Origin of the sequence: Pontibacter deserti (assembly GCF_023630255.1) — a bacterium.
Taxonomy (GTDB): domain Bacteria; phylum Bacteroidota; class Bacteroidia; order Cytophagales; family Hymenobacteraceae; genus Pontibacter; species Pontibacter deserti.
The window spans coordinates 596,868-619,620 of the sequence record NZ_JALPRS010000001.1 but is presented as its reverse complement, the minus strand read 5'-3'; the positions used below and the strand labels follow the sequence as shown (position 1 = coordinate 619,620).

The window sequence follows — 22,753 nt, the reverse complement described above, 5'->3', positions numbered from 1 at the left end:
AACTATTAAAATCCGGCCGCACTAAACATTAAGGCTATGAAGTCCAGGCTAGCAGATGAGACACCAGTTCCGCATCATACCAATATAACCAGGTATACTGCCATTGCATTTGCTGTTCTGGCTATTACATTGCTTGTAATCAGTGCTTATTCTTACCTGGCTGCCCGCAAAGTGCAGGAAAACTATAACGATATGGTTTCTGATGCACTGTACAGGCTGGAGCTTATAAACAAGCTGCATAACAATGAGGACCTTATTTATAATGCAACTGTAAGGCACCTGCAGACAACTGACACCACCACCATGGCTAGCCTGGAGAAACAAATAAAACAGATAGATGCTGCTATCAGGGCTGACATGGCAACACTCAAAGAGTTAATTTATGTGCCCAGCCGAAAGGTATTGGTTCAGAACTACATTGATAACCGCCAGCAATACACTTCTATAATCGATCAGATAATATTGCTGAGCCGGCAGAAAAAGAATGGCGAAGCCCAGTTGCTCGAAAACCGTAAGTTATTTCCTGCTTTCAAATTACATCAGCTCTACCTTAATAAACTTGGTGATACCATAAGTGTAAATACACGCAAACGTGGCACCGAAGCCTTGCATACTATAGATTCCACCATCCGGAATTACAACCTGCTGCTGTTGGCTGCTCTACTGGTAACAGTTGTTGCTGCATACTTTGTCCGGAAAGTGTTGCAGCAAGTCCGGTATCACAATGCTATACTAGACTCTGAAATACGGGAAAGAAAACAACTAAAGAGCGCACTCAGCGAGAGTCAGTCAATTTACAGGTCGCTGTTCCGAAACATTGCAATACCTATGTGGGTGTTTGATACTGATACGCTACACATTTTAGAAGTAAACGAAGCTGCGTTGCAGGAGTATGGCTATACGCGTGACGAGTTCCTGAACCTTACTATTTCAGACCTTCAGCCTGAAGAACAGAAATCCTTGTTAAAAGATATACTTTCCCATATTGATGCAAACTTCAGTTTTAGTGATAACTGGAAGCATCTACGGAAAGATGGTAGTACCTTTTATGTAGATATCAAGTCACATGGATTACCGGCACAGGGGGATATACAACCAAGAGTTGTTGTAGCGATTAATATTGATGCGCGTGTAGAAGCGATCAGGAAATTAGAGCACCGTGAAAAGCAGTTAATAGAAGTAAGCTCGAGTATACCTGGCGCGGTTTACCAGTTCCAGTTAGATGAGCAGATGCGGTTTACTTTTCCGTTTGTAAGCGAAGGTATTCTGGATTTATTTAACATTAGTCCTGAAGAAATAAAAGCTGATGCTAATGTCATTTTCAGAACCGTACACCCCGATGATGTAAAAATTTTATGGGATTCAATTCTGGATTCTTACCATAACATGATTCCCTGGGAGCTCGAATTTAGGGCATGGCACGAAGAACAACAAAAGTATAAGTGGCTCAGAGGGCATAGTTTGCCATCGCGCAAATTCAATGGTATAGTTATCTGGAACGGTACACTTATCGATATTACTTCTCAGAAAGAAGTGCAGGAAAAGCTTTTGGCAAGTGAGGCAAACTTACGTTATCTGTTAAACAGTTCTCCGCAGGCCATTTATCTTTTAGATTCACAGTTAAAAATTATCGCCTTTAATACGAAGGCTGCCGACGAGGTGAAAGCTCTTCAGCTCAAAACCTTACGTTCCGGAGAGAGCATTCTGTCTTTTGTAACGCTAGACCAGGTAAACTCAACTATAGCAAGCCATAAAAAAGCCTTTGAAGGAGAAACTACAGTGTTTGAAACAAACAATGCCGGCATCTGGCACGAAGTTGCCTTCAGACCAGTATTCGGCCAAGAACACCAGGTACTTGCTGTTGCACTCAGTATAGAAGATATAACAGAGCAAAAACTAAACCTGGAAAGTATAAAGCACAGCCAGATGCAGTTAGCTCGCGCACAGGAGCTTAGCCACGTAGGTAGCTGGGAATATGATATCTACAAAGAAAGAATAACGTGGTCAGACAATTTATACAAAATCTATGGTGTTACTCCTGACACCTTTAAACCAACACCTGCATCAGTATACCAGCTCGTGCATCCTGACGATAAAGCCATGGTATCGGAAGCCTATGCACAGGCCAGGATAACAGGAGAACCAGTAGAGCTGGAACATCGTGTTATTACACCCACTGGCGAAGAACGCCAGGTAATTCAGATCGGTGAAGTCTTTAAAGATGAACAAGGTAAGGTGTTCCGGCTTTCAGGCACTATACAGGATATTACCGAACGTAAAATATCAGAGCAGGAAATAACTGAAACCAAAAACCTGTTGCAATCTATACTTGAAAACATACCTGAGATAGTTTTCTCAATGGATTCCGATCTAAATGTTACCTATATAAGTCCGCAATGCTATGAAATGCTTGGCTTCACTGCTTCAGAATTTATTGGCAATATAGCTAATTGGTCTAAGTTTGTGTACCCGCAAGACTTGCATAGAGTAGAGGAAGCTTTAAGGGGTTTATTTGAGGGTAAGAAGGCACAGTATGAAGTACGGATATTTGATAGTAAGCATAAAGTAAAATGGTTATTTGTTAGTCTTTCTGCTACGCTGGATGCCAACGGGCAACTGATAAGAATGGATGGAGCCGCCGCCGATGTAACACAGCTTAAGGTAGCCGAAGCTAAACGGGAAGAATTAAACGCCCAACTCATTAACCAGAACAACAACCTGCAACAATTCGCTTACATTGTGTCGCATAACCTACGTGCACCTATTGCCAATATTCTGGGACTAACCTCTATCTATGATAAAAATAAGCCTGATGCCCCTATCAATAAACGGGTAATAGATAATATGTTTAAATCTGCCCGGCTCCTCGACAGTACTATAAGGGATCTGAACGAACTGTTAACCTTGCGCAGCGAATTGCAGGATGTAAAAGAAAAAGTTTATTTCTCAGATGTTTTACAGCACATTGTCGCCACGTTGTCAGAAGAAATAAAGGAAGCAGATGCAACCATTGAGAGCGACTTTGATCAGGCACCTGCTATAGTTACCATTAAAAGTTATGTACAGAGCATTTTATTAAATCTTATCTCGAATGCTTTAAAATATCGTGATAACAGCAGAAAGTTGCACCTTAAGTTGAAATCTTTTGTAATTGATGAGTATATTTGCTTACAGATCAGCGATACTGGCCTGGGAATTGATATACAAAAAGAGAAGGATAGAATCTTTGGACTTTATAAAAGATTCCATCCGGGTATAGCAGGCAAAGGCCTTGGATTATACTTAGTTAAAACACAGGCAGAGCTGCTTGGTGGGAAGGTAGAAGTTGATAGCAGCGTGGGAGTAGGCACTACATTTAGTGTTTACTTTTTAAAGAGTAACATAGTAAATGAGCATATTAAAGAAAGTAATTTTAATTGATGATGACCAGGTAAATAACTTTGTCTGTGAGAACATCATTAAAAATGAACAGTTTGCTGATGAAGTCATCAGTTTTGAATGTGCAGAACATGCACTGGAACACCTGAAGGAACTCGTTATAACTGCACCTGATTCCTTCCCTGACCTTATTTTTTTGGACATAAATATGCCAGGCATGGATGGCTGGAGCTTTATAGACGAATACAGACAACTACCAGAAGCTGTAACCAAAGATTGCTGCCTGTTTATGCTTTCTTCCGCTGTTGACAGGAAAGACATTGTAAGTGCTAAAAGCCACAAAGAAGTTAAAGAGTTTTTCTCAAAGCCGCTTTCCCCCGAGATTCTGAGCTTTATAAAAGAAGAGTTTATATGCGAATAACAAAAAAGCCACAGCTTTAAAGCTGTGGCTTTTTTGTTATTGCTGATGCAATAGATATACTTACAAGACCTGGTCTAATGGTTTACGCGAAACAGAGTTTCCTTTTTTGTATTCAGAAGGGGTTAAACCAGTTACCTGCTTAAACTGACCGGATAAATGTGCAACACTGCTATATCCTAACCTATCAGCGATCTGACTGAGGGTAAGCTCATTATAATCCAGTAGTTCTTTAGCCATCTCTACTTTTTGCAGCACCATAAACCGGGCTATAGTTATTCCCTCAGAGGCTGAAAACAAGGTGCTCAGTGTATTGTAATCTTTCCCTAACTGCGCTGCCAGATAATCAGATAAGTTAACATTCAGTTCTTCTACCCTCCCAGACCGGAGCAGGTCAATTACAGCTATTTTTATTCTTTCGGCCAACTCTGCTTTGGGGTCTTCCAGTAACTGAAAACCATTCTCTGCAAGTATACCTCTAACTTGGTTTATTTCTGTGGGTTGCAGTTCGCGGCTTATCACCGCTTCGCCAAGCTTTACTTCCTGAACAGGCAGCTGTAGTTTCTCCAGTTCTTCAGTAACAACTTTAATGCAACGGTCGCACACCATGTTCCGGATGTGTAAAGTATAAGGCATAGTAGGTTGCGTATGGTCAGGCATTTTAATCTTTATTTCAAAGATGTAGATTGATTAAAGCAAACTTAAAAATAAATCACATATTGTTTACTTCTATTCCTTAAAACCAAAAGCGGGAGCCATTGTTTGGGCTCCCGCTTTTAATGTATGTTATATTCTTGACCCATCGGAGTCGTTATCTTCTGTATTCTTCTTCCCTAACGGTTGATCCTTACTTCGTATGCCGTTCACGTCATCATCCATAGCAGTATCACTGCCTTCGAACTCAAATCCCGGACCTTGTGCAAGGTAATCTACACTGTTTACGTCATTGGCACCATAGCCAGTGGTCTCGTTACCCCCTATATGCAGGTTCTCCAGCTTATCTTTTTGGCCAGGTCGCTCCAGTTGTCCACCTGGCCCTACATTGCGTTTCGCAGACGGATCCGGGTGATTGTTCATGGTCATTCTTTTATTGAAATCGCTGTTCACGTTTTTTTCACTACTTGGCGTATTTTGTCTGTTTTCTTCTTCAATTGCCATAATACTAGTCTTTAATGTAGCCTTGTATACGCTCAACATAAGGGCATGTTCAGAATTGCTTATTTATACTTAACATAATTTTACAACTAAAAACTTATTTTTCCTGTGAGAGTACAGCTATCTGCAGATTATACTTTGATGTATCAGATTATAGAGTTTAGATATAGTTTAGAGTTTGTTAAACCTGAAGAAGAACAACCAACACAACCTATGATTATCTTTGCATAAATCTGGTATTGTGGCACCTAAAGTATAGTTACCGCGTTACAGACAAAGAAATCAGATAAGTTGAATGAAATTATCGAAGCTATACGACCCGCGGGAAATGAATTCGTACCAGTTTGTTGCTGCTACAGGACTGGTTATGACGCTGTTGGCTCATCTTATACTTGCCTTAATTGGTAAATCCATAGAGAACTTTAGTGCGCTTTATATCTGCTGGGTAGCCTTTTTTATACTTGGCGCTATAGCTAACTTCAACAGTCGCCCCGATGATCATGATCATCACCATCATCATTGATCAGGTATAAAATATAGAAAAGCCGGTAATAGTAGTAGCCGGCTTTTGCGTTTACAAACTGATCTAAACTATTTACTGCACTAAAAGTCTTTTGGTGAGCGTTCTTCCCCCCTGCTCTACCTGCAGGTAGTAAATACCTTTTCCGTAGCTTGAAATATCGATCTGCTTCTCGAATAAGGTTGCCGGCTTTGTTATTTGCTCCTGGTATACTTGCTTACCTACACTATTCAGTACCCGCAGAGTTGCCGGTTCTTTATCTGGTAATGTAAAACTCACGTTAAAGCGGCCGCTGCTTGGGTTAGGGTAATAGCTTAGGTTTTCTATTTTCAATTCTTTTTTAGCTGATTTTTCAACTTTAATCCCGGCCTCTTTCAGCGCTTTTTTATCTTCTTTGGTAATGTCTTCTACCTTGGTGCGGTTTAAAAGTATAACTGTAGATTTCTGGCCTGACCTGCCGAAATGGTAAGCATCAATCTCTTTCTTGCTACCTTTTTCATCAATCTCATACACAGTGGTTTTGCCAGATTCATCGGTTTCGATCTTGATTTTATCGGAAGTGGCATAACGGGTTGAAAAGTCTCCGGCGTGCACCATATCACCATTTCTGATGATCATGCCATCCTTACCCATTACTCTGACAATTACATGAGAAGAGTCTGAACCTGCCTGCAAAATGTGTATAGCTTTACCATCAGCATCTATATTCATTGTTTTAAAGCGGGTACCTAACAGGCTGTCAGCATGAAGTATAAACTTATCTCCTTTCATTGCTTTCAGCATAAACGAATCTCCTTTTGCGCCTTTTAACGTTTCAAAAAGTATAGCTCCTTTTTCACCATCAAGCTTTCTCTCAAACTTATACACTTTTGCATCTTTCAGGCGATGCATCATAGCTGTGTCCTGCAGAACTTTGAAAGCCATAGGTGTACGGAACATATGCAAACCCTTTATTGAGTCGATAACTATTTTACTGGCTTCCAGCTTTGTCCAGGTCTTCTCATCAAATTTCAGGTTTTTAAGCGCCGCGATCTGTGCTTCGTGGTCAGCGGCATTAATTACGGTGTCTTTGCTGTAAACGAACTTGCCATCTACTGATTTAAACATCTTAACCCGAACGGTATTATCTTTTTTCTCTGTTTTTTGCTGTGCCATTAAGGTTAAGATTGGCAGTAAACTTAAAATCAGACTGATGATTAATTTTAGCAGGTGTTGTAAGATTGGTGTGTTCATAGTTTTAATGCTTTAGGTTATAGTCAAAATTACGCAGCTGCTAAGCGCATTTTAGTTAAAGCTTGGTTAAAGAATGTTAAGGAAAAGTTAAAGTTGACGGTAAACCTGCTGCAGGCCGCAACAGTAGCTGTATTATTGGTGTATCTGAAGATATAATTGTAGCTTATAGCTTATTTATACTTCAGCACCAGCGTGTTATTTAGCTAATAATCGGGATATTGATAAGTTAAATATTTGTTAAAGTCAGGCGACGCAGCAGTTTATAGTTTAAATTTGATTTGTGAAAAAGTATACAATCATCGGGGTAATTGTGCTGATGAGCATCTCGCTGCTCGGTGTGGTGGGCTTGCAGCTATACTGGATAAATGATGCCATCCGGGTTAAGCAGGCCCAGTTTGACCATGCCGTAAACGAAGCCCTGACCAACACAGTAGATAAACTCGAAACCCAGGAAGCAGTATCGGTAGTAACAGATAAGATGCAGGATTTACGCCAGCCGCTAACAGCTGATACGCAGACGTTAAAACCAACTACTAAACCAAAAGCTAAAGCCGCACCTGTTAAAGCTATTCCTTCTAAAGTAAGCGCTCACCAAAAGCAGATCCCGGAACCCAAAGCCCCGCAAAGTATAACCTGGAAACAAGAGGCACCTAAACTCAAAAAAGGACATACATGGGTTAAGCTTGCTAACGGCGATACTATACTTGTGAAGGAAGCGAAGTTTACAAACCAAAGCAACGCAAAGTATTTTGACGTGCTCCAAAGTATGAAGCACACGCTCCCTAATCAGGTTCATGTTTTAACAGATCCCAAAAAAGCAACTCACATATTAAGGCAACCAGCACCTGCTTACAAGATCGCTCTGTCTGCTGATTCGATGGCCATGCATTTCAGGAACTATAACCGGGTATTGGATTTTTCGGTGGACACACTGCGCTTGCTTGCTACCAGGTTAGACAGCATGCATAATTTTAAGCGCATGGCAACGCATGCCATGCCCCATGAGTTTACTACCGTGGAAGTACGGAATGACAGCATTTTTCTTTTCCGGAAGGGTGTGGCAAAACCGGTTTATGTTAGTTCGTCGTCGGCATCAGAACAGGCAATTCTAAAACTATATTCCAGCACCAATTCCAAAGCTGCAGAACAACGAGCCCTTACCGAAAGAACCCAATGGCTTAAAACTGAAAACAGCAAAAAAACAAACGAAAACTCTAAAGAAACAGCCAGATCTGCAGCCGAGCAAAAGCAGAAAAAACAAAACATTTCTCTTAAAAAAACTGCCACCGAAAAGCTGGAACAAAAAACTGAAAAGCTGAATGATGTGGTTCAGAAAATGGTGGTTGAATATGTAGCCAAAGACGAGCCGTTGCAAAACCGCCTTAACCTGGATACGTTGCACAACTTGCTGCAGACAGAATTACAGAAACAGGGTATAAACTTACCGTTTGGGTATTGGGTGGTATCTGGCAAAAAAGATACAATAGCTGCTAAAAACGTAGTTCCTTACTCCGATGCATCGTTGCCAAAGTATAAAGCAAGCCTGTTCCCGAACGATATTTTTGCCAAGTCTGATTACCTGGATCTGTACTTCCCGGGAAGTAAAAATTACGCTATACAATCGCTGTGGGGAATGCTGGCCTTATCCGGGTTCTTTACATTGGTGATCATCGCTACGTTTGGCACTACCATTTACATTATCTATAAGCAGAAAAAGCTGTCGGAGATGAAAAACGATTTCATCAACAACATGACGCATGAGTTTAAAACCCCAATTGCCACCATCTCACTGGCCACCGATTCTATAGCAAACCCCAAAGTATACGAAAACCCGGACAAGATTAAGTACTACACCAACATCATCCGCCAGGAGAACAAGCGCATGAATACCCAGGTTGAGAATGTACTGCAGATTGCTTTGCTTGAGAAGAACGAGTTTAAAATGAAGCTGGAACCAGTGGATGTGCACCTGCTTATAGTTAAAGCTATAGAAAGTATACGCCTGCAGGTAGAGCAACGCTTAGGCCAGATAAATGTGCAGTTGGATGCCCTGAAACATGAACTAAAATCGGATGAAGTGCACCTGTATAATGTGATCTGCAACCTGCTGGACAATGCGAATAAATATTCCCCTGCTGCACCTGAGATCAGCCTGAGCACCCGAAATGTAGAAGGTGGTATTCTGATAGCAGTGGATGATAAAGGAATGGGTATGAGCAAAGATACCCAACAGCGTGTGTTCGAGAAGTTTTATCGTGTACCAACCGGTAACCTGCATAATGTAAAAGGCTTTGGGCTGGGCCTGAGCTATGTGAAAGCGATTGTGCAGGCACACCATGGTAATATCAGGTTATGGAGTGAGCCCGGCAGAGGCAGCCGTTTCGAGATCTTTCTGCCGATCAGCAATAGTTAATTTATACTTCCATTTTATACTTACCACCATGACTGCAGCACCACAACGTATTTTACTGGCCGAAGACGACCCTAATTTTGGTATTGTGCTCCGTGATTACCTGGAGCTGCACGATTATGATGTTACACTTTGTGTAAATGGTTGCCTGGCCATCACAGCTTTCCGTAAAGGCACTTTCGATATTTGTATACTGGATGTGATGATGCCTGAAAAAGATGGCTTTACCCTGGCCCGCGAGATAAAGAAACTAAACTCGGATGTGCCCTTGATCTTTCTGACGGCGAAAACTATGAAAGAGGATATGTTGGAAGGATTTAAAATTGGCGCTGACGATTATGTAACCAAACCATTTGATTCGGAAGTACTACTCTACAAGATTAAAGCTATACTTAACCGCCACCATCCAAGTATAGCCGATAAACCTGAGCCCGATGAGTATACTATTGGAAAGTATAGATTCCTGCACAAGCTGCGCCAGCTTTCATACAAAGACCAGCTTATAAAGCTGTCGCCTAAAGAAGCTGAATTGCTCCACTTGCTTTGCCGCCACTTAAACGATGTGTTACCACGTGAAATAGCCCTTCAACAAATCTGGCACGAGGACACTTACTTTACCGCACGCAGTATGGACGTTTACATTGCCAAGCTCCGGAAATATTTAAAAGATGACCCTTCTGTTGAAATCGTGAACCTGCACGGCCAGGGTTACAGGTTATGCGTGCAACAAGGTGTTATGCTATAAGTTTTTTTCTAAAATATTCTTCCCGGCCACTTGTAGTAGTACTTTATAGGCAGTTACAAAATAGCCTTTTCACAAAATACTTCTTATTTAAGTCAGACATAAATCAGAAATATTTTCACTAAAATTAGTGGCTGTATAATTCCAACATCTATATATTCCTATTATATTTACCCTCTGTTATAGTTTGTTTGTGTTTTTTTGTCAGAATAAGGCATATAGTATCAAACAGCCTAAGTTACTTCAACGGGAGCTATCCATTTATTAATAGAAAACCAACTTTTAGCCCATGAAAAAACTTTTACTTTTCGCAATTATCTGCATTACGCTGGCAAGCTGTGGTCCGCAGATTTACCAGGCCTCTTCTTTTAAAGATGTTAAGGATACACACAAAGTGGTAGCAGTGATGCCATTTGATGTAACTATAGAATCAAGAAGATTACCAAAAGGCGTTACAGCTGAGATGATCGAAAATCAGCAGCGTGACTATGGTTATGGTATACAAAGCGATGTATATGGCTACTACCTCAGAGAAATGAGCAAAGGCAAGTATACAGTCAATTTCCAGGATGTTAGCAAAACAAACGCACTATTAAAGCAGGCTGGTATTTCTTATGAAGATCTTCGCCTGCAGTCTAAAGAAGAGATCTGCAAACTATTAGGTGTTGATGCAGTAGTTTCTGGTAAAGCTACCATGTCTAAGCCAATGTCGGATGGTGCTGCCATTGCTGTAGGACTGTTAGTTGGTGCCTGGGGTAGTACAAACTCAGTTAACACAAGCATTACCATTCACGAAGGTAAAGCAGGAGACTTAATGTGGAAGTATGATTATGTTGCTTCAGGCAGTGTTGGTAGCAGCAGAGAGTCTCTTACCAATTCATTAATGCGTAATTCTTCTAAGAAATTCCCTTACAAAAAATCATAGTTTAAGTTCGGATAGCTACTCACTTTAAACAGAAAGGGCGGCCAACTAGTAAAGTTGGCCGCCCTTTCTGTTTAAAACAACAGGCTGCTAAAGTATAGCAGCCTGCAGTAAATCACCAAAACACTAAACAATAGCTCAACACTAAAAAGTATAACCGATAGACGCTTTTATAGTTCTGTTGTACGTCTCGAAGTTTGCATTTTCATCAATTGTATTCAGGCCGTAATCGTAGCCGGCAGTAAGGTTAAGTCCGTTTGTAAACTTATAACCTATACCTCCTACTAAACTGAAATCCATCTCACGGAAACCGTTCTTCATATCCCACTCACGGTTTAGCGCATTAAAACCTAATATACTAGCCTGCGCCTGCACTTTGTTAGATAACAGATAAGCTACCTGCGGACCTGCAAACACATGGAATCCTTCGCCTACATATAGTTTTGCCAGCACGGGCAACTCAATGTATTCTGATTTATTTGTAATCGTAAGGTTAGTATTCAGAAATTCTGTTTCAACCCAAGGCAGCTTGCCTGTTAAACGCGTACCTTTTTGTGAATACTGCAAGCCCGGCTCAATTTCAAATCCTGGCCCTACTGGTATGCTCATGTATAACCCGGCATGTATACCTTCTCGCATTTTGTGGTTCACATTACCATCCGATAAGTCTATGAGGTTCTGAGCACTGTTTACAGTTTCACCCTCCCAGTTTGATAAGTTTGCACCTACCCGTACACCAAAACGAACAGGTTGCTGTTGCGCGTTTACTTTTGTAGCCACCAAGCCCAACACCACGGCTATTAGTAAAAATATCTTCTTCATGATCCCCTTAGTTATAATATGAATTTGTTAAGCTGCGCGGCTCTGATTTGCATGATGTAAAAACCATGCCAAAACCTTTTCACCTATTAACCTAGGTTTGTAAATTGTTTTAAGTAACTAAAAATCAATAATTTAATTTTATATTATCTGATTTTACAGTTTGCTTCAGGTATAAATCTTAACCTAGAGAAGTATACTTTAACTAATGTCCTGCAACTATAAAGTATAAGCCTTACCTTTGCGGTCCGGAACAAAACAAAGTAGCAGATGAGTGATAAAATACAGGTAAGGCTGCAGCGTTTAGCTGTGCACAGGGTAGGTAATAAAGCAAAGGAAGAAGGTGTAGTTGCCTCTCAGGATGTAGTAGACCTTAGAGATGAACAACTGAGTGATCTGCTGTTGCGCTACTTTATTTCTCCGTTTAAGCAGGAGGAGTTTTTCCGGTTTACCCATACTTCTGATCTTGCCCTGAACGAGATGTTTGCTTATGCTACTCTTATGTTTAATGAGCCAGCTAAGTTTCATGAATATTCAGTTCATATCCTGAATCACTTATATGAGCAGTCCGATCATCCGAAAGTAAAAAGCGGCGAGTTATATGTGGCATACTTTTCAGGCTGCATTATGAATGACGAAGAAGTAGATGCCATTGGAATTTTCAAATCAGAAAACAAGGATACTTTTCTGACCTTCCAGGACAGTCATAACGACTTAAGTATAGATTACCATGCCGGCGTTAACCTGAAAGGTGTTGATAAAGGGTGTATGATTTATAACACAGAAGCTGAAGACGGTTATCGTGTGAAAATGGTAGATGCCAACAGCACCGACGCCCAGTTCTGGAAAGATGACTTTCTGCACGTAGATGAATTAAAAGATACAAACTTTAATACAAGGACGGTACTGAACCTATGCAAGGACTTTTCGGAAGAAGTATTTGCCAAAAGCGAGAGCAGGAAAGAACAAGTAGATTTTATCAGCCGTTCTGTAGATTATTTTTCGAAGAACGAGACGTTTGACCTGGAAGAATTTACCAGCAGTGTAATAGATGAGCCCGAATCAGCGGAGCGGTTTAAGAACTATAGCCAGGCTTTTGCCGAAGAACGCAATTTAGAAGACATACAAGGGTTTACAATAAATAAGAGCACCGTTCGTAATATGAAGCCCAAGTTCCGCAACTTTATTAAGCTGGATACGCAGATCGAGATCAAATTCAGTGGCTATAACCCGGAGCAGAGCGAACAGTATGTAGAGCGGGGCTTTGATGAAGAACGCGGGATGCACTTTTACAAAGTATACTTCTACAGCGAATCTTAAAACGCACAGAAACTTTAGCTTAGCAGCCCTTGTTTACAAAGTCTATGGATTTGTATAACCGGAATGGTTATTGCTCAGGCTATAAAACGAAAGAATATAACCATCACTGATATGAGAAAAGCACTTTTAGCGGCCGTATTTGTTTTTGCAACCGTTACCACTTTTGCGCAGAGTGCAAAAGCACCTGCACAGGCAACTTCAAAAACAGTTGAACAACGGGCAACAGCTATAACCCAAAGTATGGCCACCAATTTACGCCTCACCCCAGAGCAGTTTAAAAAGGTTAATGAAGTGAACCTGACCAGCATGAAGCAGGCTGATAAAGTACTGGCAAAGTATAAAAACAACCCTAAAAAGCTGGCCAGCGAGATGGACATTATCAGCCAAACCAGGTTATCTCTGATCAAAGATATACTTACACCACTGCAGTTTGCCCAATACCAGCAGCGCCGCGAAGAGAAGATGGGAGTTCCGAAGGAAGCACAAAGCAACCCTGCCAATAATCAGGATGCCGGCAGAACACAGGAACAGTATAATAACTAATTTAGAGAATACAGCAATAGAAAGGCAGAGATAATCTCTGCCTTTCGTTTTTTCAGGTAGCTATACTTTTCCTTTCAAGAGTGCTGTCTCCAGGCTCTTTACCTGTGTTTGCCTCTCTTTATGCGCTGATTGCTGCTGTGCAGTAACCTTTGTACCCGGTGGGTAGAACAGTAACTGAAAAGCTTCTTTTATTGAACTACACTTATATAGATCCCTAAAAATGGCGACCCATTCATGGAAGACTAGGAATACAGGGTTATAAGATTTTACAGGAGTTGTGAGGCCGTAAACGGGCTGTTCTGTTTCAGGCTCAAAAGTATGAAAGATCCGGTCCCAGATAATAAAAGTAGAACCATAGTTGCGGTCTATATACTTAGGATTAGAACCATGGTGCACCCGATGATGCGATGGAGTAACAAAGATATATTCTACTGGAGCAGGTAATTTTTTAATTAACTCTGTATGCACAAAGAACTGGTAAAGAACAGCTAATTGGTGGCACACAAAAAAAGTAAGTAGATCTATACCTAATAATGGCACAGGCAAAAAGAAAATGATTTTTAAAGGGGCAAACCAGCTGGTACGAAGCGAGACCAGGAAATTCATTTTAGTGGAAGAATGATGCGTAACGTGCGTTGCCCACCAGAACCGCTGTTCGTGCGAAATACGATGTGCCCAGTAGCGGCAGAAGTCAACCGTCACAAAACAAACTATAAATACCCACCATACCCGTGGCATTGCCCACGGAACCATATTATAAATAACCATGGCCGCAGTGAGCATGGATATCTTTAATGCAGCACCTAAAACTGCATTTCCAACTCCGATAGCCAGTGCGACGAATGCATCTCTTTTATCATAATAATTGCGGTTCTTGTAATACCCTATCAGCCATTCTGCCAGCACGAGCACTACAATAACCGGAGCAATGTATTTTATAATAGTCAGATCGTCCAGCTTTTCAAGATCATCCCATGTGTAAAGCTTTTTCTCCATTCGCTTCTTGGGCCAGTTAGTGTCTACTTTTGAAACGGGACGAGCCGCAAAGGGTTAACAATTCACATTTAAGATATAAAGGGTAATGTTACTGCAAAGACTAGCAGCTTCTGTAATTTCCAATTAGTATGTACCTTCGGGTTATAAAAATTTATACTATGAGGATTCGTAAAAAAGTTAAAGTTCAACTGCCAACTTCAGGATCGCGCTATGCGGCGATAGATGTATTCGTAAAAGCCGCTGAAAAAGAAAACTGGACGGAACAGGAAATACAGTTTGTGATAAATGAGGTAGTGGAAGCTAAAGACGAAAAGGAAGGCTTCGAAATACTCGGAGATTACATGCAATAAAGAAGCGGGCATTAAACCCGCTTCTGTTATACTTGTGCGCCTGTTTGTGGCTGTAATTGCAGCTCATCCTGGTGTTGTTGCAACACTTGTATGATAAATGCAATGTGCTCCTTCATATCTACGCCAAAAAGCTCAGCACCAATCCGTACCTCATCGCGATCTACAGATGCGGCAAAGCTCTTTTGCCCTAGCTTTTTGATAACTGATTTTGGTTCAAGTCCTTCCAATCGTTGTGGCCTTACCTGCGCACAAGCAACTATAAAACCGGTTATCTCATCGCATGCCAGCAAAGCTTTGTCCAGCAACGTATTGTAAGGTATTCCCCAGTGGGTATAATGTGCCGATATAGCATGCGCAACTTCTTCTTCGTTACGTTCGCGCAACAGGTTAACTATTACGTTCGGATGCTGGTCCGGGTAAGCTTGATAATCTGCATCGTGAAGCATACCTGTAATGGCCCATTGTTCAACGTCTTCACCTAATTTTTCAGCATAGGCTTCCATTACAAGTTCTACTGTGCGGGCATGGCGCAGCAGGCTTTCGCTGCTTGTCATCTGAGTTAGTATCTGGCGTGCTTCTTCTCTAGTCATTTGTAAAGTATAGTTATACTTCTAAAATAAGCATTTTTTATACTTTCAATCAAACCGGACTAATATTTATAGTCCATTTATAGATCAATCTACCTTGGCTATACTTACATTTCTCCAGTAGCCCATCACACGATCTCTTCTACCAACCAGAATATCTACCTGATTACGGAAGCGTCGGTTCATCACATCACGCACAATGTATATTCCATCCAGGTCTTCAGAAATTCCGGATACCCAGACAGAGTCTCCGAATTCTATGTTACCGCCCCACCGCTCATGCAAGTCACGGGAGACTGCCAACCAACGATGTTTACCCGGATCTCTGCGGTTAATTCTGGAGCCATCGGCAGTAATAAAAGGAGTGCTATCGGTTTGGTTGGGTTCGGGATGGTAAACGGAAGCGGCTACTGTAAGGGTGGGTAGTTCTATCGGGGTAGTGGGTGCAGGTTGTGGAATTGGGAGCCATTCATCTTTATCAACTTCAACTTTCTGGGCGGGAGATTCTGACTTTAGTAATGAAAATTCTTCGGCTACGGCAACAATAATGGAGAACACAGCCGCAAGTATTTTGTACCTAATCATATAAAATCCTTTAAGTGAAACATCGATTTGGCAACAATAACCCGCTTAAACGACACTTCACGAGATAGGTTTTACTATATTAGGCTAGCACATATAAAAAAGCACTTTTTTTATAAAAAATTATACTTATAAATTTAATCATATTTTCAATATACAAAAGTATATTATATCATATAATTTTCATTATACATATAGTCAAATAACCACCTGATGATCAGTGCTAAAACCCTATAAAGTCAGCTTAATTTTTGCACCTTTCGCGGACTGCTAAAATCAGGCAATCTTCAGGAATTGCTAAACCAAAAGCTACCCAAAAAGACCTTTAATTTTTTAATTTCCGGCTGCTGTTCCATAGCAAAAAAAGCATAGCAGTACATAGACCATTAACTCAGCGAGAGTTGTTTTAGTTAGTAGTATACTGAACAGCTAATGCTTTACTCCTTTATTTTCTTTCTAGTATTTTCTCGTGGTACTTAGACCCTTTATAGCTGATGTATATTGAACAGTGGGTGGTTTCTGATCAGATTGGAAATCGGGCGTTAAGGTGTAAACAAAGGGTTTAGCCTCTTTACCCGTGTTTTCTAAACTATAATGTATAGTATAGTGCATATAGTAAGGTATAAAAGTGCTGCTCACATGCCGCTGCGTTACAGCAGGTTGCACCGTTACTACTGCTTTGTTTGATCTACGTTTGCTAAAAGTATGATCTCCAATAAAAAATGTTGCAACCAATCCTGCAAACATGCCTGCCAGGTGTCCTTCCCACGATACCCGCTCTTCTTTCGGGAACAAACCATAGAACAGACCACTATACAGGAACAGCACAGCAAAGGCTACGGCCAGAGAACCACGGTCTCGGGTTAAAAAACCATGAAACAGCAGGAAGCCAGCCATACCATAAACTACTCCACTGGCACCTATATGATAAGATTGCCTGCCTATGAACCAGGTAAACACACCACTTAGTACATAAACCAGAATCAGCACTTTAGCACCCTCCTGTTTATGTATAAAAAGTATAAACCCCGACAAAAGTATAAGCGGAAAAGAATTGGAAAGCAGGTGCTTCAGATCAGAGTGAATGAGAGGGCTCAGGAACACCCCTACCAATCCAAAGAAGTTACGTGGGAATACGCCCAGCCACGCAAGTTCTGCATTGCTGAAGTAAGACAACATGTGCACCAGCCAAAGCAACAAAACAAACAGGAGCCCCGGCAGGAAACTATACCCAAACCTGCTGCTTTCCTGCTGTGTGCTTTCCAGCATCCCCTGCCCTGTTCTCATATCTTTAAACTTTTGTAGAATCAAAAAGTAGCCAAAAAAGGTTAATAAACCTATAATACCAGCAACATGGTTATAGTTATAGCTTAAAGTTTATCTAAAAAGTTTGATCAACACAAAACATAATCAGGTATAAAAAGTAAGTACAGGAGTGTTTTACTATATTATGCACCGCTCATATTTTCACCCTGCTGTTAAGCCATACTTAATTTCCCTGCTCTTGTTGTTGGCTGTTTGGTTAAGCTCCTGCGAAGGTTCCGATACTATGCGGTATGCCAAAGATGAATTTAACCCCTCTGAACATGTACCATATAAACGGGCTGCCACACTCATCGAAGCACTCGAAAACCCTTCATCCCGTTGGGTTGATTCTGTTTTTAATTCTCTGACACCAGAGCAACGAATTGCCCAGCTTATGATCGTGGAAGCCTTTTCTGACAAAGGTCCTAAGTATGAAGCTGATGTGATGCGGCTGATAAAGAAGTACCAAGTTGGAGGTATCATCTTTTTCCAGGGAGGCCCTGTACGGCAGGCCAGGCTCACTAACCAGTATCAGGCAGCAGCCAAGGTACCACTACTTATTGCTATGGATGCCGAGACAGGTGTAGGTATGCGTCTGGATAGTACAGTGCAATATCCTTTCCAGCAGATGCTGGGAGCTATAGAAGATAACGGGCTGATCTACCAGATGGGGGCCGAAGTGGCTGAAGAATTTAAGCGGTTAGGGATGCATGTTAACTTTGCCCCGGTTGCAGATATCAATAACAATGCAGCAAACCCAATAATAGGTTACCGCGCTTTCGGCGAAGACAAGCTGGATGTAACCGCCAAGTGTTTAGCGTATATGCAGGGCATGCAGGATAATGGTATACTGGCAACAGCAAAGCACTTCCCCGGCCACGGCGATACCGATGTAGATTCTCATAATGATTTACCTGTTATACCTTACAGCAGGCACCGCCTCGACTCACTGGAGCTTTATCCATTTAAAGAGCTGATAAAGTATGGCATCGGTAGTATGATGGTGGCGCATATGCACATTCCTAAGCTTGATTCTTCAAAACATGTTCCTTCTACTCTATCCAAGCCTATTGTTACCGGGCTGCTAAAAAAGCACCTTAAGTTTAACGGGTTGATTTTTACGGATGCCATGGTAATGAAAGGAGTAACAAAATACTTTGAACCTGGCGAAGCTGAAGTTCGGGCATTGATGGCCGGTAATGATATACTTGAACGTCTGAGTAATGTACCTAAAGCAATACAAGCGATAAAAATTGCGATCGCGCGGGGCGACCTTAGTCAGGAAGAAATAGACATGAAGTGCCGCCGGGTGCTGGCTGCCAAACAATGGCTGGGCCTGGACAACTATAAGCCGATTGAGCTGAATAACCTTTATGAAGAACTAAATCCTGCTATTGCAGACAGCACCAATCAGATTCTGGCAGAAGCTTCGATTACTTTGCTCCGGAATAAAAAACATTTACTTCCCATTAAACAGCGTCACAAGATGCGCATTGCTACCGTTTCGGTTGGTGCACGCCGTAATACCATGTTTCAGATTGAAGCTGATAAGTATGCTAGAACCAGGAAATTTATAATCTCACGTAAGGCCACAGCAAAGGACACAAAAAAGCTTCTGAAGAAATTGAAGAATTATGACGTGGTGCTGCTGTCGTTGTACGGCCCAAGCATCAGGCCAAGCAACAGCATGGGCTACTCAGAAGATGCTAAAGCCATGGTACAGCAGATCTTCAAAGATAAAAATACGGTAACTATACTTTTCGATAACGCTTATGCTATCAACCAGTTTCCGGGTATAGAAGACAGCCGGGCTCTTTTGGTAGCTTACCAACCCTTGCAGCATGCACAACAGGCAGCCGCTAAAATCATATTTGGCAGGCTTGCTGCACGTGGCAGATTACCGGTTACAGTTAACAAGCAGTTTGAATACGGAGACGGGATCCGGAAAGAGAAATCGCTGCTGGCTGGTAACTAAAGTATCTAGATAAACTTCTTTCCGTAAGTATAGCTAAAATGGCATAATTGCTCATAAACTTTGATAAGATGAACACGCTGAATAAAAAATTTAACATATTGGCAGCTATACTTCTGCTTAGCGGGCTACTGGCCTGCGAACGTACCCGTACTGTAGATGAAGCGGAAACTACAACCGTGAAAACAGAAGAAGAAGATACCGCTGTAGTAGCCAGAACCGGTGAGACCACTGAAGACAAACTCGAAAAGCTACGCTCGTGGATGAATGACAAGAAGGACCGCACCGACACAGCTATCCGCAAAGAATGGCCACAAACCCGGGAAGAGCTGCGCCGCATCAATAAAGATATAGAAGAGAACTTTGATAGTTTATCTGCGGAATCAAAAGAGGAATACAGACAACTCAAGAGCCGTTACGAATCATGGGAAGCAAGACAAGATCGTAGGCAACAACAACCATTGGATGCAGCTAAATTAAAGACTTGGCAAGACCAGCTGTTACGGGAATATAAAGATATCAGCAAAATAGAACCAGCTAATATCCGTGAGGCTTACTTAACGTTTATGGGCACTGTGCGAACCAAGCGTCGCTCCTGGACACAGAACGACTGGGACTATGTAGATAATGTTTATAGTTCCCTGAATGAGCGCCGGGGCCAGATCGAAGGGCAAATAGGCACAGCAGATAAACTAAAGATAAGATCGCTACAAGCTGAATACCTTACCTTGGAAGGGGCAGCAGATACACAGAATATGGTACGTGGTGTAGATGAAAAATAAAAAAGGAGAGGCCGGTGATGAATCGGCCTCTCCTTTTTATGATGCTTCTTTTTATACTTATTATACTTATCGTTTCTGCCTTAACTGCAGCCAAAGCTGGGCAATAATGGTTTTGGCATCCGGAGTTTTAAGTTGATAAAATTCACTTTCTGATAGCTCTACGATTTCAATCTTTTCATGCTCATCTTCCTTTCCGCCGCCATCTGCGTGCTGCTTACTGACTTCAGCAAAATATAAAAGTACCTTCTCGGTAGTGCCTCCCGGCGATGAGTAGAAAGTATAAAGGTGTTCCAGTTTATCTACATGGTAACCAATCTCTTCTACTATCTCACGTTTTATACTTTCTTCCGGGTCTTCGCCATCATCTACCATTCCGGCCACTACTTCCACTAACTCCGACTCTGACCCAATCCTGAACTGACGGGTAAGTATGTAGCTATCTTTTTCCGTATCGTGTACCAAGGCTGCTACGGCAGTTCCCCTGTCAAACTGCTCCCGCGAAAAGGTCTTGCCATCCTGTTCTACAGTCAGTTCATACATCTTAAAATAGCCGTCGTATACTTTCTTTCTTCCTTTAACTTCCATGTATCGGGTTTACTGCAAAGCAGCTTTAAGGGTGTTTTATACTTTATAGTTCGTTATTTCTGATAGCCGCTTGTTCTGTTCGCTCCGTTAGCTCCGACATTGATAATTCGCTCTCGCTTTCGTAGCCCATTGCTCGGTTTTTGCCTATACCACCTTCTCCCGGTAATAATTTATTTACAAGCGAAAATATAGAGGTCATCAGGGCCGGCGATATTCCATGTATAAACTCTCCAAGTATAGCCGGGAACGTAGTAGTTACTTCTGCATCGCCATAACGCAGGGCATCTAAAATTCTGGCAGCTGTTCCTTCTGCACTCATCGATGTCAGCGGGCTTGAATCCATGATTTTAAAGAGCGCATATTCTTTTTTATGTTGCCCTTTAATGATAGCATGTCTTGGGCTTCCTGTCCGAATTAAACCTGGCGTGGCCGTGGTAACTGTAATATTATACTTGTCCAATTCGGCACGCAATCCTTCTGACAATCCAACTAAAGCAAATTTACTGGCACTATAAGGCACCAGATGCGGTACACTTATTCTGCCTCCAATGGATGATATATTTAGAATGCGGCCTTCTTTCCTTAGTTTCATGGTAGGAAGCACTGCCAACGTGGTGTAAACAGGTGCCCAGTAATATATTTTAATGGCTTCATCAAAGTCCTGCACTGTCATTTCAGTAACCGGGCCAGCATGTATTACACCGGCATTATTTATCAACACATCAATAGGACCGAACTCATTCTGAACATTAGCGATCATGTTGTTTACCTGCTCTTCAACCGTTACATCGCATTTCATCACCAACACATCGGCACCCTTTCCGGCTAGTTCTATTCTGGCATTTTCCAGTTCTGTTTCGTCGCGGGCACAAAGTACAAGCCTTGCTCCTTCTTTAGCCAACTGACGTGCCATTACCAGGCCAAGGCCCCTGGAGCCGCCTGTTATCAGTACTACCTTTCCGCTAAAATTATAAGCAGTCAGCCTGCGGTAAATTGATCTTGCTGCTAGCAGTACGCCCGCGCCGGCAGCCATCCACCAGATATTATTCTTTTTAGTTGCTTTCATAGTAAGTATAATACAGGTATTACCTTTAAAGATGGTTAAATGTACTTACACTACGGCACTTAATGGGTCTGGTTAAATTTATACTTACTTGCCTTGCTGAGCTTTACGGGAGAAGATATTTTCCTTTTTGGTAGGTGTATACATTACACGTACAATAGCTACGCCATAATGATCTTTGTCATTCCCTGGAATTAGGCGTGGTCCAATATTATCTAAATAATCACTGGATGTGATGTGATAGAGCAATTCAGGTGCTATACTTAGCTGATCAGAGAAGCGGAAACGAAGGCCCCCGCCAAAAGGAACAACTATACCTAAAGCAGGGTATTTTCGCTCCGGATCGTAGGTCGTTTGGGAGTCTTCGAGGTCTCCGGTACCTGGGTAAGATGTGGCAGTATAATATATAACACCGGCACCCATTTTTATATAAGGCACTACAAAACGTTTACGCGAAGAACGATACCCACCAGAACCGCTGTAGGCGTCCAGAAGATTATAAAGTACGGATCCGGTTACTTCTACTACATCTGTTCTGAAGGATACATTTAGCGGACGTGTAGGATCTTTTTCGGTGGACCCAAGCTTTACATAGTCCAGGTTCAGACTTGCAGACCAGATAGGATCAAATTTATAGAGTGCCCCTATCCCAACAACAGGCCTGAACTCGTTACATCCCGGTGTACCACAAATGTCGCTCCGAACAGCAGACACACCGGCGCCAGCCATTACAACCAACCCTCGTTCAGGTATTTTACTTTCCTGCATGCGTTTTAGCAGCTTAGATTGCCCTGCAGCATCCGAGAACGCTAGCAAGCAGCAAAGTATAAAAGCATATATCGTACTTTTCCTGTTCATATTAAACACAGGGATTATAGAGTCGAATCAAATGAAAAGTAAATGATAGTTACCCGGAATAATACCAGGTATAAGAAGAACGATAGTTCATCAGCTAAACGTATCTGAGCCTCGTTCCCATCTACGCTGCATTATACAAAAAGATAGGCAAAGAAGGATAATTACATCATTATATAAAAATAGTAAAATATATCTTCATTTACGCACCCAAGG

The 22,753-nt window shown here is 41.7% G+C and carries 22 protein-coding genes; 11 read left to right on the top strand and 11 right to left on the bottom strand.

From position 1 onward, the window contains the following. Positions 1–36 precede the first annotated feature (36 nt). Positions 37–3,420, top strand: a complete 3,384-nt coding sequence (locus tag MJ612_RS02660) for a PAS domain-containing protein (protein ID WP_187029181.1) — start codon at positions 37–39, stop codon at positions 3,418–3,420. Further along, positions 3,389–3,799: a response regulator gene (locus MJ612_RS02655; RefSeq protein WP_187029179.1), complete on the top strand. Its 411-nt coding sequence runs from the start codon at positions 3,389–3,391 to the stop codon at positions 3,797–3,799. The genes MJ612_RS02660 and MJ612_RS02655 overlap by 32 nt, the downstream gene beginning before the upstream one ends. 60 nt (positions 3,800–3,859) lie before the next feature. Here the strand turns inward: MJ612_RS02655 and MJ612_RS02650 are convergent, their stop codons facing one another. Together MJ612_RS02650 and MJ612_RS02645 are read right to left on the bottom strand one after the other, a co-directional pair. After that, positions 3,860–4,432 (bottom strand): AraC family transcriptional regulator, encoded by a 573-nt coding sequence (locus tag MJ612_RS02650; RefSeq protein ID WP_250419032.1) that lies wholly within the window; start codon positions 4,430–4,432, stop codon positions 3,860–3,862. Between the two features lie 150 nt (positions 4,433–4,582). Further along, complete coding sequence (locus MJ612_RS02645) at positions 4,583–4,954, bottom strand: hypothetical protein (protein ID WP_187029175.1); 372 nt, start codon at positions 4,952–4,954, stop codon at positions 4,583–4,585. Positions 4,955–5,246: 292 nt separating this feature from the next. Here MJ612_RS02645 and MJ612_RS02640 point away from each other — a divergent pair, with 292 nt between their 5' ends. Continuing rightward, positions 5,247–5,474, top strand: coding sequence for a hypothetical protein (locus MJ612_RS02640; RefSeq protein WP_187029173.1), 228 nt, complete (start codon positions 5,247–5,249; stop codon positions 5,472–5,474). A gap of 72 nt (positions 5,475–5,546) precedes the next feature. Here MJ612_RS02640 and MJ612_RS02635 read toward each other — a convergent pair whose 3' ends face one another. Continuing rightward, a complete protein-coding gene (locus tag MJ612_RS02635) occupies positions 5,547–6,704 on the bottom strand; it encodes a T9SS type A sorting domain-containing protein (RefSeq protein ID WP_187029171.1) in 1,158 nt (385 codons plus the stop codon). A gap of 280 nt (positions 6,705–6,984) precedes the next feature. Between MJ612_RS02635 and MJ612_RS02630 the strand changes: the two genes are divergently transcribed. The 3 genes from MJ612_RS02630 (at position 6,985) to MJ612_RS02620 (ending at position 10,781) form a co-directional block, all read left to right on the top strand. Then, positions 6,985–9,117 carry a sensor histidine kinase gene (locus MJ612_RS02630; protein ID WP_187029169.1) on the top strand — a complete coding sequence of 711 codons (2,133 nt, stop codon included), beginning with the start codon at positions 6,985–6,987 and terminating at the stop codon, positions 9,115–9,117. Beyond that, complete coding sequence (locus tag MJ612_RS02625; RefSeq protein WP_394802018.1) at positions 9,041–9,859, top strand: response regulator transcription factor; 819 nt, start codon at positions 9,041–9,043, stop codon at positions 9,857–9,859. The genes MJ612_RS02630 and MJ612_RS02625 overlap by 77 nt, the downstream gene beginning before the upstream one ends. 286 nt (positions 9,860–10,145) lie before the next feature. Beyond that, entirely contained in the window at positions 10,146–10,781 is a 636-nt protein-coding gene (locus tag MJ612_RS02620; RefSeq protein WP_187029167.1) for a hypothetical protein, read from the top strand. Positions 10,782–10,922: 141 nt separating this feature from the next. On the opposite strand, the gene MJ612_RS02615 is transcribed toward MJ612_RS02620, so the two are convergent. After that, the gene (locus MJ612_RS02615; RefSeq protein ID WP_187029165.1) at positions 10,923–11,600 is read right to left on the bottom strand and encodes a porin family protein; all 678 of its coding nucleotides are present in this window, start codon (positions 11,598–11,600) and stop codon (positions 10,923–10,925) included. A 267-nt stretch (positions 11,601–11,867) separates the two neighbouring features. Here MJ612_RS02615 and MJ612_RS02610 point away from each other — a divergent pair, with 267 nt between their 5' ends. After that, positions 11,868–12,917: a nucleoid-associated protein gene (locus MJ612_RS02610; RefSeq protein ID WP_187029163.1), complete on the top strand. Its 1,050-nt coding sequence runs from the start codon at positions 11,868–11,870 to the stop codon at positions 12,915–12,917. 111 nt (positions 12,918–13,028) lie between these two features. After that, on the top strand, positions 13,029–13,460 hold the full coding sequence (locus tag MJ612_RS02605) for a hypothetical protein (protein WP_187029161.1): 432 nt from the start codon (positions 13,029–13,031) through the stop codon (positions 13,458–13,460). A 60-nt stretch (positions 13,461–13,520) separates the two neighbouring features. Here MJ612_RS02605 and MJ612_RS02600 read toward each other — a convergent pair whose 3' ends face one another. Further along, the gene (locus MJ612_RS02600; RefSeq protein ID WP_187029159.1) at positions 13,521–14,456 is read right to left on the bottom strand and encodes a sterol desaturase family protein; all 936 of its coding nucleotides are present in this window, start codon (positions 14,454–14,456) and stop codon (positions 13,521–13,523) included. 158 nt (positions 14,457–14,614) lie between these two features. On the opposite strand from MJ612_RS02600, the gene MJ612_RS02595 reads away from it, so the two are divergent. Beyond that, positions 14,615–14,806 carry a hypothetical protein gene (locus tag MJ612_RS02595; RefSeq protein ID WP_187029157.1) on the top strand — a complete coding sequence of 64 codons (192 nt, stop codon included), beginning with the start codon at positions 14,615–14,617 and terminating at the stop codon, positions 14,804–14,806. Between the two features lie 26 nt (positions 14,807–14,832). Here MJ612_RS02595 and MJ612_RS02590 read toward each other — a convergent pair whose 3' ends face one another. The 3 genes from MJ612_RS02590 to MJ612_RS02580 form a co-directional block, all read right to left on the bottom strand. Next, positions 14,833–15,396, bottom strand: a complete 564-nt coding sequence (locus MJ612_RS02590; protein WP_187029155.1) for an HD domain-containing protein — start codon at positions 15,394–15,396, stop codon at positions 14,833–14,835. An 84-nt stretch (positions 15,397–15,480) separates the two neighbouring features. Further along, the gene (locus MJ612_RS02585; RefSeq protein WP_187029153.1) at positions 15,481–15,978 is read right to left on the bottom strand and encodes an RlpA-like double-psi beta-barrel domain-containing protein; all 498 of its coding nucleotides are present in this window, start codon (positions 15,976–15,978) and stop codon (positions 15,481–15,483) included. Between the two features lie 453 nt (positions 15,979–16,431). Continuing rightward, on the bottom strand, positions 16,432–17,262 hold the full coding sequence (locus MJ612_RS02580; protein ID WP_187029151.1) for a rhomboid family intramembrane serine protease: 831 nt from the start codon (positions 17,260–17,262) through the stop codon (positions 16,432–16,434). Between the two features lie 163 nt (positions 17,263–17,425). Here MJ612_RS02580 and MJ612_RS02575 point away from each other — a divergent pair, with 163 nt between their 5' ends. Both MJ612_RS02575 and MJ612_RS02570 read left to right on the top strand, forming a co-directional pair. Beyond that, positions 17,426–19,255 carry a glycoside hydrolase family 3 protein gene (locus MJ612_RS02575; protein WP_187029149.1) on the top strand — a complete coding sequence of 610 codons (1,830 nt, stop codon included), beginning with the start codon at positions 17,426–17,428 and terminating at the stop codon, positions 19,253–19,255. 68 nt (positions 19,256–19,323) lie between these two features. After that, positions 19,324–20,034: a hypothetical protein gene (locus MJ612_RS02570; protein ID WP_187029147.1), complete on the top strand. Its 711-nt coding sequence runs from the start codon at positions 19,324–19,326 to the stop codon at positions 20,032–20,034. A 66-nt stretch (positions 20,035–20,100) separates the two neighbouring features. Here MJ612_RS02570 and MJ612_RS02565 read toward each other — a convergent pair whose 3' ends face one another. The 3 genes from MJ612_RS02565 to MJ612_RS02555 form a co-directional block, all read right to left on the bottom strand. After that, positions 20,101–20,619, bottom strand: a complete 519-nt coding sequence (locus MJ612_RS02565; RefSeq protein WP_187029146.1) for an NUDIX domain-containing protein — start codon at positions 20,617–20,619, stop codon at positions 20,101–20,103. A gap of 43 nt (positions 20,620–20,662) precedes the next feature. Further along, the gene (locus MJ612_RS02560; RefSeq protein WP_187029144.1) at positions 20,663–21,685 is read right to left on the bottom strand and encodes an SDR family NAD(P)-dependent oxidoreductase; all 1,023 of its coding nucleotides are present in this window, start codon (positions 21,683–21,685) and stop codon (positions 20,663–20,665) included. 84 nt (positions 21,686–21,769) lie between these two features. Continuing rightward, positions 21,770–22,540, bottom strand: a complete 771-nt coding sequence (locus tag MJ612_RS02555; RefSeq protein ID WP_250419031.1) for an outer membrane beta-barrel protein — start codon at positions 22,538–22,540, stop codon at positions 21,770–21,772. Between the last annotated feature and the right edge of the window lie 213 nt (positions 22,541–22,753).